The sequence below is a fragment of the Rhodoferax sp. BAB1 genome (assembly GCF_013334205.1).
Classification (GTDB): domain Bacteria; phylum Pseudomonadota; class Gammaproteobacteria; order Burkholderiales; family Burkholderiaceae_C; genus Hylemonella.
In genome coordinates this window covers 302,074-314,398 of sequence record NZ_CP054424.1, presented here as the reverse complement: position 1 = coordinate 314,398, position 12,325 = coordinate 302,074, and the positions used below count along the sequence as shown (strand labels likewise).

General features: G+C 64.7%; 14 protein-coding genes. 4 read left to right on the top strand and 10 right to left on the bottom strand.

The features are described 5' to 3' along the window. The 10 genes from HTY51_RS01575 to HTY51_RS01530 all read right to left on the bottom strand — a co-directional run bounded on the left by HTY51_RS01575 (position 1) and on the right by HTY51_RS01530 (position 7,816). Positions 1-756, bottom strand: coding sequence for a sulfite exporter TauE/SafE family protein (locus tag HTY51_RS01575; RefSeq protein WP_174251088.1), 756 nt, complete (start codon positions 754-756; stop codon positions 1-3). Positions 757-850: 94 nt separating this feature from the next. After that, entirely contained in the window at positions 851-1,435 is a 585-nt protein-coding gene (locus HTY51_RS01570) for a malonic semialdehyde reductase (protein ID WP_174251087.1), read from the bottom strand. A gap of 73 nt (positions 1,436-1,508) precedes the next feature. Then, entirely contained in the window at positions 1,509-2,513 is a 1,005-nt protein-coding gene (locus tag HTY51_RS01565) for a tripartite tricarboxylate transporter substrate binding protein (RefSeq protein WP_174251086.1), read from the bottom strand. A 41-nt stretch (positions 2,514-2,554) separates the two neighbouring features. Continuing rightward, complete coding sequence (locus HTY51_RS01560) at positions 2,555-3,172, bottom strand: nuclear transport factor 2 family protein (protein WP_174251085.1); 618 nt, start codon at positions 3,170-3,172, stop codon at positions 2,555-2,557. Positions 3,173-3,202: 30 nt separating this feature from the next. Further along, positions 3,203-3,505: a Dabb family protein gene (locus HTY51_RS01555; protein WP_254606948.1), complete on the bottom strand. Its 303-nt coding sequence runs from the start codon at positions 3,503-3,505 to the stop codon at positions 3,203-3,205. A gap of 13 nt (positions 3,506-3,518) precedes the next feature. Further along, complete coding sequence (locus HTY51_RS01550; RefSeq protein WP_174251084.1) at positions 3,519-3,824, bottom strand: YciI family protein; 306 nt, start codon at positions 3,822-3,824, stop codon at positions 3,519-3,521. 13 nt (positions 3,825-3,837) lie between these two features. After that, a complete protein-coding gene (locus HTY51_RS01545) occupies positions 3,838-5,157 on the bottom strand; it encodes a TRAP transporter large permease (RefSeq protein WP_174251083.1) in 1,320 nt (439 codons plus the stop codon). Beyond that, on the bottom strand, positions 5,150-5,698 hold the full coding sequence (locus HTY51_RS01540) for a TRAP transporter small permease subunit (RefSeq protein WP_174251082.1): 549 nt from the start codon (positions 5,696-5,698) through the stop codon (positions 5,150-5,152). The genes HTY51_RS01545 and HTY51_RS01540 overlap by 8 nt, the downstream gene beginning before the upstream one ends. Before the next feature lie 145 nt (positions 5,699-5,843). Beyond that, positions 5,844-6,935 (bottom strand): C4-dicarboxylate TRAP transporter substrate-binding protein, encoded by a 1,092-nt coding sequence (locus tag HTY51_RS01535; RefSeq protein WP_174251081.1) that lies wholly within the window; start codon positions 6,933-6,935, stop codon positions 5,844-5,846. Between the two features lie 50 nt (positions 6,936-6,985). Further along, positions 6,986-7,816, bottom strand: a complete 831-nt coding sequence (locus HTY51_RS01530) for an intradiol ring-cleavage dioxygenase (protein WP_174251080.1) — start codon at positions 7,814-7,816, stop codon at positions 6,986-6,988. 115 nt (positions 7,817-7,931) lie between these two features. Between HTY51_RS01530 and HTY51_RS01525 the strand changes: the two genes are divergently transcribed. The 4 genes from HTY51_RS01525 (at position 7,932) to HTY51_RS01510 (ending at position 12,285) form a co-directional block, all read left to right on the top strand. Next, positions 7,932-8,861, top strand: a complete 930-nt coding sequence (locus HTY51_RS01525) for a LysR family transcriptional regulator (protein WP_174251079.1) — start codon at positions 7,932-7,934, stop codon at positions 8,859-8,861. A 4-nt stretch (positions 8,862-8,865) separates the two neighbouring features. Continuing rightward, positions 8,866-10,521 (top strand): FAD-dependent oxidoreductase, encoded by a 1,656-nt coding sequence (locus tag HTY51_RS01520; protein ID WP_174251078.1) that lies wholly within the window; start codon positions 8,866-8,868, stop codon positions 10,519-10,521. 439 nt (positions 10,522-10,960) lie between these two features. Further along, on the top strand, positions 10,961-11,521 hold the full coding sequence (locus HTY51_RS01515) for a hypothetical protein (RefSeq protein WP_174251077.1): 561 nt from the start codon (positions 10,961-10,963) through the stop codon (positions 11,519-11,521). Between the two features lie 113 nt (positions 11,522-11,634). Further along, positions 11,635-12,285, top strand: a complete 651-nt coding sequence (locus HTY51_RS01510; RefSeq protein WP_174251076.1) for a hypothetical protein — start codon at positions 11,635-11,637, stop codon at positions 12,283-12,285. Positions 12,286-12,325 lie beyond the last annotated feature (40 nt).

The window sequence follows — 12,325 nt, the reverse complement described above, 5'->3', positions numbered from 1 at the left end:
TCAGCGGAAGGCGTCCCAGACCAGCTTGGTGCCGGTCAGCAGCAGGCCCAGATAGATCAGCCGGTAGAACAGCTTGGGATCGATGCGCCGCGCCATGCGCACGCCGACCCACACCCCCACGGGCGCCAGCGGCAGCAGCACGATGGAGGTGGCCAGGTTGCGCCAGTCCAGCAGGCCCAGCCAGGCGTAGGGAATCCACTTGGACAGGTTGATGAAAAAGAAGAACCAGGACAGCGTGGCCGCGAAGACGATGGGGCGCAGCTTGAGCGGCAGCACATAAGCCGCGATGGGCGGGCCGCCCGCATGGGCGACAAAACTCGTGAAACCGGCGGCCGTGGTGAGCACACCGCCCAGCCAGCGCGGCGGCGGCGCGCTGTCGGTGCGCGGCGGAAACAGCAGGCGCTGCGCCAGGAACAGCAGGGTGAACACACCCACGATGCCGGCCACGATGTTGGCGGCCAGCAGCTTGAACAACAAGGCGCCGATCAGCGTGCCCAGCAGGCCGAAGGGCAGCAGGAACTTGAGCAAGGCCTTGTCAAAGTCCTTGCGCAGGGCCGTGATGCCCAGCAGGTCCATGAGCAGCAGCACCGGCATCAGGATGGCCGCGGCCTGCGGCACGGTGACCGCCAGCGCCATCAGCGGCACCGCCAGCGAACCGAAACCCGCCCCGAAACCACTCTTGCTGATGCCCAGCAGCAGCACCGCGGGCACCGACACGAGATAGAAATAGGGATCGGTGATGGGCAGGAAGTTCACGGTGCGGCCGGCAGAAATGAAAACCCTCCCGGGTGGGGAGGGTCATGAAACGTAGCATCAGTTTAGCCCCACCGAAGTCGGGCGTCTCAGGTGCTTACAGCACCTGGCATGCTTGTTCAAAAGACAGGCGCGGATTGCGCTTGAATTCCTTGCTGTGGTCGGCGTAACCCAGGTTGATCAGGAAGTTGGTGGCGTAACGGCCGTCGGGGAAGAACTCGGCGTTCACCTTGGGGATGTCGAAGCCGCTCATGGGGCCGCAGTCCAGGCCCACGGCGCGCGCGGCGATGATGAAATAGGCGCCGCCCAGGGTGCCGTTGCGGGTGGCCGTGTTGGTGGCCAGGGTGGCATTGCCCTCGAAGTTCTCCTTGGCACCGGCGCCGTGCCAGACCTGCGGCATGTGCTCGTAGAACCTGGTGTCGGTGGCCACGATGACGGTCACGGGCGCGAGCATGGTCTTGTCCAGATTGCCCGGGCTCAGCGCGGGCTTGAGGCGCTCCTTCGCTGCCGCCGTGGTCAGGAACACATAACGCGTGGGCTGGGTGTTCATGGAGGTCGGCGCCATCCTGGCGATGTCATAGGCTTCCTGCAGCAGCGCCAGCGGCACCGGCTTGTCGAGAAAGCCGTTGGCCGTGCGGGCATTGAAGAAGAGCTGGTCGAGGGCGGTTTGATCGATTTTCATGGTGATGGAAGAGGTAACTGGGTGAACAAAGGGGATTATCGGGGCCGCCGCCATGGGCAGCGACCCGGGAGGATCAACTCGCCTTGATGCCGATCTCGCGCACCAGCTTGGTCCAGCGATCGACATCGCGCTTCACCAGTGCACGGGTCTGCTCGGTGTTGAGTGTCAGCGGCTTGCCACCCGCCTTGCGGAAGGTCTCCTGCAGTTCGGGCTGGGCAATGACCTTGGCCAGCTCGCTGCGCAGGCGCTCCTGCACGTCGGCAGGTGTCTTGCTCGGCACGAAGTAGCCGAACCAGGACTCCAGGTCGAGCTGGGCCACACCGCTCTCGGTGATGGTCGGCACATCGGGGTGCATGGGGTTGCGCTCGGCGCCGGACAGCGCCAGCGGCTTGATCTTGCCGCCCTCGATCTGCGCGCGTGCCGTGGACGAGAGGTCGAAGAACAGGTCCACGCGACCGCCCAGCATGTCCATATAAGCGGCCTGGGCGCCGCGGTAGGGGACGTGCACCACGTTCACGCCGGCCAGGTGCCAGAGTGCGGCGGCCAGCACGTGCTGGCCCGAGCCGTTGCCGGCCGAGGCATAGGTGAGCTTGCCCGGGTTGGCCTTGGCATAGGCCACCACGTCCTTGAGCGTGTTCAGGGGCAGGTCCTGGCGTGCGGTGAGCGTGTAGCTGTAGCTCACGGCCAGGCCCACGGGTTCGAAGTCGCGCAGGCTGTCGTAGGACAGCTTCTCGTACAGGCCCATATTGAGCGCGATGTTGGAGACCGAGCCCATCAGCAGGGTGTAGCCGTCGGGCGCGGCCTGGGCCGCCGCTTCGGTGCCCACCAGCGTGCCCGAGCCGGTCTTGTTCTCGACCACCACACCCTGCCCGATCTGCCTGGACAGACGCTCGGCCAGCTGGCGCGCCACGAAGTCGAAACCACCCCCGGGCGGCTGCGGCACGATGACCCGCAAGGGGCGGTTCGGGTAGGCGCCCTGCGCCCAGGCCATGGGGGTCAGGCCCAGCAGGGCGGCGGCCGGCAGGGCGCGCACGATGTCGCGGCGCTTCAGATGAGTGGGGTGCTGGATCTCGTTCATGTCTGTCTCCTCGGTGGGGGTGATACGGATCGGAAAATCGTTCAGCGTTCCAGGCTGCCGCCAGCCAGCCAGCGCGCGCCGCGGCGGTAGAGCTCCTCGACCACCGGGCCCTTGAGCATGGGCATGTCCATCTTCACGGTGTAGCCGATGCGGGTCTGGATGTAGGCCAGGTGCCGGTAGCCTTCGGGGAAACCGGCCAGGGCCTGCTGGTCCAGCTTGAGCATGGCGGTGGAGTCGACCGGGTCGATGCGGTCCTTCTCGTAGATGGGCTGGCGATGGATCAGCTTCCATTCGCCCTGGTGCTTCGTCACGAAATCGTAGAAGCGGCCGGTGCAGACCACGTCGCACAGCACCGGGCCGTCAGCGCCCTCCACCATGCCGCGCTGCGAGATCGTCATCTTGGTCTGGGCGATGGCGCGGTCGCCCGCGACCTCGATGGCCGAGCCACCCAGGAAGTGCAGGATGCTCACGCCCTTGGCCCAGCCCTCTTTCGTCACACGGATGAATTCGGCAAACGGGCCCTGGAACCAGGTGGCCATCATGACGCCCTCGGGATGCCAGACGGTAGCGAAGCGCTCCCAGTCGCCAGCGTCGCGCCACACGGCCCAGCGCTCCACCATCTGGCGGATCAGCAGTTCGTCGTTGAAAGAGTTGCTCATGGTCGTTCCTCGGGAATCAAAAAAGAAAATTCAGGGTGCGGCGTAGTCCACCTGGTGGCGTGCAATGCGCAGATCGGCCACCTCGTTCTTCACGCGCAGATGCTCGGGGTGCGTGCCATAGGCGTCGAGTGCGGCCTGGCTTTCGAACTCCGAATAGAGCACCACGTCGCAGGCGTAGTCGATGCCGCTGCTGTCCACGCCGATCTCCAGATGCAGCAGGCCCGGGATGCGCCCGCGCAGGCTCTCGAAGCTGCGCTGCAGGCGGGCGATGCCCTGCGCCTTCTCGGCCGGCGTGTCGCCGCGCACGTTCCACATCACGATGTGCTTGATCACAAACCGGCTCCGATCATGCGGCGGGCGGGAACCCGGCCTTCTGCGGCCACAGGTTCACGAAGGCGTGGATGGTGGTGCTGGCGTAGAGCCCCGCTTTCGTGAAAGGCTCTTCGGCCAGCCAGGCGTGCGCGGCATCGCGGCTGGCAAAGTCGATCACCAGCAGGCTGCCCAGCATGGTCTTGCCATCGTCGTGCGTGAGCGGACCGGCAAAGGCCATGTGCGCAGCCACCGCGGCCAGGTAGTCCTTGTGCACGGGCCGCACCCGCTGCCGCATGTCGCCGTGGTCGGGCTTGTCGATCAGGATGAAGGCAAACAGCATGTCATCTACTCCATTACATATACGCCAGCCAGGTGGAGAGCCTGGGGAACACCACCAGCAGCACCAGCACGGCGACCATCATCAACACAAAAGGGAAAGCACCGGCGAAGATGTCGCGCACCGTGATGCGCGTATCGTTCAGCGCCGACTTCACGGTATAGACCGAGACGCCGAAAGGCGGCGTCAGCAGGCCGATCTCCACCGCCACCACGGTGATGACACCGAACCAGACGATGTCCATGCCGAAGGCGCGCGCAATCGGCAGCACGATGGGCAGCATGATGAGCATGATGGAGACCGAGTCGATGATGCAGCCCAGCACGATGACGATACCCACATACGCGGCCAGGAAGCCCCAGGACCCCAGCCCCAGGCCGGTGATGCCCTCGGTCACCGCCGCCGGCATGCCGGTCAGCGCCAGCATGCGGCTGTAGAGCATGGCCGAGATGATGAGGAAGAGCACCGAGACCGACACATAGCCCGTTTCGGTCAGCACCTTCCACAGCTTGCGCCAGTCCAGGCGGCGACGCACCAGCGCGATCACCAGCGCCCCGGCCGCCCCCACCGCACCGGCCTCGGTGGGCGTGAACAGGCCGCCATAGAGCCCCCCCAGCACCAGCGTGATGAGGATGAGGATGGGAATGAACTTGAGGGCCGCGCTGCCCCAGGTCTCGTGGTGCGGCTCGCGCACCGTGGCCGCGGCCCCCTGCTCCATGATCATGCCCGGGCGCAGATAGGCCATGCCCACGATCAGCAGGGCGAAGCCCAGGGCCAGTACGATGCCGGGGATGATGCCGGCGATGAACATGCGTCCCACCGATTCCTCGGCCAGCACGCCGTAGATGATCATCAGCAGCGAGGGCGGGATCAGCATGCCCAGCACCGAGGAACCGGCCACCACACCCACCGCGAAACGGCGTGTGTAGCCGTGGCGGATCATCTCGGGCACGGCCACCTTGGTGAAGACCGAAGCCGAGGCGATGGAGATGCCGGTGATGGCGGCAAACACCGCATTGGCCCCCACCGTGGCCAAGCCCAGGCCGCCGCGCACGCGCCGCATCAGCCACTGGAAGACGTCGAAGGTATCGCGCCCCACCCCGCTCACACTCACCAGCATGCCCATGAGCACAAACAGGGGGATCACGCCGAAGAGGTAATCGCGGATGGCGTCGTTGGCCGAAGCGGCCACGAAACGCGCCGCCACGTCGGGCGACTTGATGAGCGCGACGCTGACGAAGGACGTGACGATCAGCGCCACCCCGATGTGCATGCCGAAATAGATGCCGGCCAGCATCAGCACGATGGCCAGCAGGCCGACCTGGAGATCAGTCATGTACCGACTCCTTCAGGTCCTGGATCACCAGCAGCAGGTACTGGATGGCCGCCAGCCCCGCCCCGAGCAGCACCACGGCGCGCATGGGCCAGGTCGGGAAAGTGAAGAGGCCCTCGACGCCGAGGAACTCGTTGTCGGTCCAGGCACGTGCCAGCGGCCGCCAGGTCGCGTAGGCAATCACGCCGCAGGCGAACACCCCGGCCAGGGAAAAGAGCGCGCGCAAACCCTTGCCGGCGCGCGGACGGCGCACGATGAAGGGGTCGATGAAGAGGTCGGCGCGCGACATGCGGCCGTGGCGCAGCGTGGACGGCAGTTGCAGGAAGACGATGATCACGATGCTGGTGGCCACCAGTTCGGCCACGCCGTCGATCGGGCGGTTGGCCAGGTCGCGCAGCAGCACATCGGCACACATCAGCAGCATGATGGCGCCGATCAGCACCGAGCCGGCGGCATTCAGGCCGTCGACCAGGCGGCCGAACCAGCTGTCGGGCGCGGACGGCGGCGGCGCGGACTCCAGGTCCGTGTTTTTTTCGTAAGACAAGTCAACCTCAGCAAGCGTCAGACACGCCATGAGCGCGGAACCCCAGGCGGGGAACGCCGTGGAACCGGCTGAGCCGGGCCACTGGCGTTGCCCCCTGCAAGGGGGGTGGCGTAGCGACACGCAGTGCGCGAAGCCTGGGGGTGAGTCACAACTCCTTGTCCCAGTCGCGAGCGGGCGTGACGCCGCGCTTGCGCAGCTCGTTCATGTAGGTCGTGACGATCTCCTTGGTCGGGCCCTTGGAGGCGTTGTTCTTCACCCAGTCGGCCGCCAGGTTGGGCATGGTCTTGACCCACTTGGCGCGCTCGGCCGCACTGAACTCGGTCAGCGTCACCGGGGTGGACTGCTTGGCGCCGGCGTCGACCATGGCCTTGAGCGCACCCTCGTAACGCTGCATCAGCACCTTGCCCAATTCCTGGGAGTACAGCTTGCCGGCGTCGCGCACGATCTGCTGGACTTCCTTGGGCAGCTTCTCGTAGCTGTCCTTGTTCATGGCCATGCCGCCGATGTAGAGCGCGCCGATGTTCACCTTCGTGATGTGCGGCGCCACCTCGTAGATCTTGTTGGGCAGGATGCCGGTGGCGATCGACACCGTGCCGTCGGACACACCGGACTGGATGTCGGTGTAGTAGCTGGTCAGCGAGCCGTCCACCGGCACCGCGCCCGAGTTGCGCAGCCACAGGCCGATGGAACCCGGCGCCGAGATCTTGCGGCCCTTGAGTTCGTCGTAGCTCCTGATGGGCTGCTTGGTGAACAGGTGGTAGCTGTCCACGCCAGTGGCGCCCAGGAAGACGGCGTTGTTGCGCTCCCACTCGCGCTTGAGCGCGGGCACGGTCTCGTGCATGGCGTTGACCACGTCCAGGATGATGCGCACATCGTCGGTGGTGAAGGGCGTCACGGTACCGAACTGCGCCAGCGGCATCTTGGCGGCTTCCAGGTTGTGGAAGACCCAGCCGATGTCGGTCACGCCCTGCTCCACGCTGGTCAGCGTGGCATTGGCCTTGTAGAGCTGGCCGCCGTAGGCCTCGCGCCATTCGATCTTGTAGCCCTTGTTGAGCTCGGCCACGCGCTTGTTGACCTCGGGCACGAAGACCGTGCTCATCAGGCCCACCCAGGGGATGGCCGGCGGGTGGCTGGACGCAATGGTCAGCTTGAAGGTCTGCTGGGCCTGGGCGGCCATGACGCCGGTGGCCAGCAGCACCGCGCACAGCGCGGACTGGATGATCTGTCGCTTCTGCATGTCTGTCTCCTCGGGTTGGTGGTGGGTCTGTATGGCTCTGCGGCCATCTCTCATTTTTCGGGGTTGAGCACGAAGTCGTAGGTCAGGCTGTAGCTGCCGTCGGCCTGCTTGACCCAGTCCGCGATCAGCGTGGAGCGCACACCGAACACGACGTCGGAGTCCAGGTACTGGTCATGGTCGCGGAACACATGGGTGATCAGGCGCTCGTAACCCGGCGCCTCGATCATGAAATGCAGGTGCGCCGGCCGCCAGGGATGATTTTTGGTGGCCTTGAGCATGGCGCCCACCGGGCCGTCGCTCGGAATCGGGTAGGCCTCGGCCAGGATGGTCTTGAAGTGGAAACGCCCCTGCGCATCGGCATGCAGGATGCCGCGCGCCTGGGGATGGGCCAGGTGTTCGTACTGCACGTCGTAATTGCCGTCGGCGTCGGCCTGCCAGACGTTGATCAGCGCATTCGGAATCGGCTCGCCGCCCAGGCCCTTGACCGTGCCGCTCACCAGGCAGGGCTCGCCCTTGGCACCGTTGGCCACGTCATCGCCCAACTGGTACTCGGGGGCCTGTTCCAGGAAGAAAGGGCCGAAGACCGTGGGCTCGGTGCAGCCGGCCGGCTTGTCGTTGTTCATGGCCACCGTCAGCATGGACAGGCCCAGCGTGTCGGACAAGAGGATGAACTCCTGGCGCGTGTCGCTGCACATGTGACCGGTGTCCGTCAGGTACTGGATGCCCTTGAACCATTCCTCCTCGGTCAGCCGCACCTCACGCGCGAAGGCGTGCAGGTGCTGCACCAGGCTGGTCATGATCTCCTTGAGGCGCGGATCGGGCGTCCGGGAAAAACGTTCGATCACGGCCTGGGTGATGGTGTCCTCGTTGAGGTTGCGCATCTGGGGTCTCCTGCGGGTTCTCTCTTATCTGATGGACTGTAAAAGTCCGCGACAATTTGGGAAAGAGCGCTGCCGCAAATGACTTTTCCGCGCAGCGAAAAAACTGGAGACCGGTTTGGACCGTTTTGCCGAAATTGAGCTGTTCGTCCAGGTGGCCGAAACCGGCAGCCTGAGCCGTGCCGCCGAGGCGCTGGGCCTGTCGAACGCCGCCGCCAGCCGCCACCTGCAGGCGCTGGAAGACCGGCTGGGCGCGCGCCTGGTGGAGCGCAACACCCGCCGCCTCTTCCTGACCGACACCGGCCAGGAGTTCTTCAGCCGCGCCAAGACCCTCCTGGCCGACCTGAAGGACGCCGAGGACGTGGTCAACGCGCACACACTCAACCCCACGGGCATGCTGCGCATCAGCGCCTCGCTGTCCTTCTCCATGCAGCACATCGCGCCGCTGCTGCGCGCCTACACCGAGCGTTATCCCAACGTCACCGTGCACGTGGAGGCCGCCAACCGCTACCTGGACATCATCGACAACAACATCGACGTGGCCATCCGCACGCGCGAGTTCGAGCCCGACTCCAACATCACCGTGCGCCGCCTGGCGCAGACGCGCCGCATCCTGGTCGCCGCCCCGCGCTACCTGGCCCGCCACGGCCGGCCCAGGACGCTGGAAGAACTGGCGCAGCACAAGCTGCTGATCTACACCTACGCCAACAACCCCGGCGAACTGCGCTTCACGCGCGATGGCCAGACCACGGCCCTGCACGTCAAGGGCCTGCTCGAATCGAACGACGGCCAGATCCTGCGTGCCGCCGCTCTCGACGGCATGGGCATCCTGGTGCAGCCTACCTACATCGTCTACGACGACATGGTGGCCGGCCGCCTGGTGCCCGTGCTGGACGACTGGGACCTGCCGCGCCTCACCGTCAACCTGGCCTACCCCAGCCGCAAGCACCTCTCGGCCAAGGTCCGCACCTTCATCGACTTCATGGCCGAGCATTTCGTCAAGATGAGCTACGAGCAGAAATGGACCGGACGCTTCGGCGTGAATTGAGACCATGACCAGCCTGCAAACCGACGTGCTGATCGCCGGCGGCGGCCCCTGCGGCCTGATGCTGGCCAACGAACTGGGGCGGCGCAACATCCGCTGCCTGCTGGTCGACCCCAAACCCGGCACCGCCTTCAACCCGCAGGCCAATGCCACGCAGGCCCGCACCATGGAGCATTTCCGGCGCCTGGGTTTCGCGCAGGAAATCCGCAGCATGGGCCTGCCGCCGGACCACCCCACCGACATCGCCTACCTGACGCGCTTTGCCGGCACCGAGCTGGCCCGCCTGCGGCTGCCCACCGCCGCCGCTGCGCCGCAGGCCATCAAGGCCATGTCCGGTTCATGGAGCGCCGCCGAGCTGCCGCACCGCGTCTCGCAGAAATTCGTGGAGGTGAAACTGCGCGAGCATGCGCAGCGCCTGCCCTCGGTGGACGTGCGCTACGGCTGGTTACTCAAATCGTTTGCCGACACTGGCTCCGGCATCGAGGCCGTGGTGCAGCCCGTCGATGGCGGCGATCCGCTCGCCGTGCAGGCCGCCTATCTGGTGGGCGCCGACGGCGCGCGCAGTTTCGTGCGCGGCCAGCTGGGCATTGCCTGGGGCGGTGCCACCGGCTTCAAGCGCAAGTTCATGGGCGGCAAGATGCTGGCGGTGTACCTGAAGGCCCCCGACTTCTACGCCCGCAATCCCAACGACCGGGCCTGGATGTACGTGGTGGTCAGCCCGCAGCTGCGCGCCTTCATCATGTCGGTGGATGGCGTCAGCGAATTCGCCTTCCACATCCAGATGGCCGACGACGCCGCCACCGAGGCGCTGACCGAAGCCGACGCGCGGCGCCTCTTCTCCTTGGCCTACGGGCAGGACATCGCCATCGAGATTTTGTCCATGGCAACCTGGCTGGCCGGCCATGCCCTGGTGGCCGAGTCCTTCCAGCGCGGCCGCGTTTTCCTCGGCGGCGATGCGGTGCACCTGTTCACGCCCACCGGCGGCCTGGGCTACAACACCGCCGTGGAGGACGCCGTCAACCTGGGCTGGAAGCTGGCCGCCGTCCTCAAGGGCCAGGCCCCCGCAGCCTTGCTGGACAGCTACGAACTGGAGCGCCGGCCCCTGGCCGTGCGCAACACCGGCTACGCGCGCCAGTTCGCCGACTCGATCGGCCTGTTCGACGCGGCCCCCGAGCTGGAAGACGCCAGTCCCGAAGGCGCGTTGGCCCGGTCGGTCGCCTCGGACTATCTGAACGGCCACGTGCGCCGCGAGTTCAACATCCCCGGCGTCACCTTCGGCGGCCGTTACGACGGCAGCCCCATCATCGTGGCGGACGGCACTGCCCCACCCCCGGACGCGCCGAACACCTACCTGCCCAGCGCCTGCCCCGGCGGCAGGCCGCCGCATGCCTGGCTGGCCGATGGCCGCTCGCTCTACGACACCTTCCACTTCGAATGGACGCTGCTCGCGCTCGGCCCCGACGCACCGGACACCCGCGCCTTCGAGCAGGCCGCGTTGACCCTGGGCCTGGACCTGCGGGTGGTGCCACATGCCGCCGCAGAACTGGCCGCGCTGTACGAAGCACCACTGGCGCTGATCCGGCCGGACCAGATCGTGGCCTGGCGCGGTCACGAAACCAGCCAGGCCGCGACCGTGCTGGCGCAGGCCACCGCGCAGCGCTGACGGCTCAAGCGCCGCCCGGTGCAGCCGCATGACAAGTTCATCGCCTCGAAACTTGAGCGCCTGGGCATGGTGGTCAAGAGCGCGGGCATCCAGCTCGAATAGGCCACTTCGTGCGCTGCCCTTGTCGCCATCTTCAGGGGGGTGGAACAACCAACGGCTCCTTGCGGCCAGAAGCGGGCATCAAGGATTGGCGTCTAAAGCTGTCGCTCTATGACCCTTTTGGGGGATATCTCCCTGCAGATCGGCCTCCTAGAATCTGTCAGGATCGCTGCGTGGTTTGTCGGATTCATTTACACCTGTGCAAACGGCCAACCTGATTACGATTTCTTCAATAATGACAAAATCTTAGAGGGGATCAAATGGACGGTTTATCACGTAGCGGTCGTTATATTTCGCAGGTTTCGCGATCTTCATCGCGCTAGGCCTGCCAGCCACCGCCATGCTTCAATTCCTCATCGAAAGTCCGGAGGTTGCCAATGCCATGGCAACAGTCGCCAGCGCAGTACTAGCTGCGGTAGCGTGCGTCGTTGCAGTGATCTCTCTGCGGGTTTCGAGCAAGACATTGGAGCACCAGCAGGCGCACAATGTCCTGTCGGTTCGTCCAATTGGAAGCATTGTTGTTGGCGACTACGAGAACCAGCTATTCGTCAAGGTTGTCAACAATGGTGTCGGCCCCTTGCTCGTCACGAGCATTCGCGTTAGCGACGGACCGGAGCCAGGCAAGGCGCTCATCGATCAGATGCCCGAGTTGCCTCCCGAGGTCTACTGGACCAACTTCGTGGAAGACACTTCAGGACGAACCATTCTCCCCGGAGGTGAACTGATGCTACTTGACTTAGAAGTCGGCAGCAGTAAGTCAATAGGGCAATTCAGTATCGCCCGTGATCAAGTGCGCGAAGCACTTGGCAAGCTGTCGGTGGAGGTAACCTACTCCGATGTCTACAACAGCAAAATCGACCCAGTGGCTCGTGACCTCAAGTGGTTTCATCGACATCAATAGGCTCTGCAATCGCAGTGGGCAGGCCAACTCCTTCCATCGGAAAACCCGCTGCTCCAGAGGGACGCTTCGCCGAACAGCCGGCTTGTCGCCCCTGATGTAGTACGTTAGGGCGCATGGAAGCTCTCACCCAGCTGCTACTCATCCCTGGACGGTTGCGATTCAGGTGGAAGAACCGTCGACGGCTGAAGGTCACAGAGGGCTTGAAGGTGACGCTCAAGCAGAGGTGCGAGGAGGCTGCCAGAGTTGGGAGCGAGCCCTATCGTGGGCTCTACAACGTGGGTCTGTTTCTTGCTCTACTCGAGCAGGACATTAGCGCCTTTAATGAATCAATCTACTTTGCTCGATCCGACTGGCATCGTCAATTTCATGCGCGCTCATTGGCCGTTCTTCTACATGAAGGTGCTGAGGATCTTTCCGAGCTCCTTGGTAAAGAGTACCGCAATTGGCTCAACGAGGTTGACGTTCATGAGTCACTCCTGAGCCGCCTGAACTTGGCCCATTCGAAGCTCTCCGCCTTTCGCAAGAACCACGGCAGGTTCCTGTCAGATGTTCGCAACTACATCGGAGCGCATCGGGAGCACGACGCACTCGCCCAAGTCGACATGATGTCGCGGTTTACCGCACTTGACGTTTACTGTCTTGCCGCGGAGTTCACGATACCATTGCGTGACTTGGTTGACCTCTACATGGAACTCCTTGCGCATATGCATCAACCAATGAACATGTTGAAGGCTGTGATGAAGGCGCAGCAAAATACACCTTAACATGGCAATCGACATGGATGTTCTATTGGTGGACTGTCGC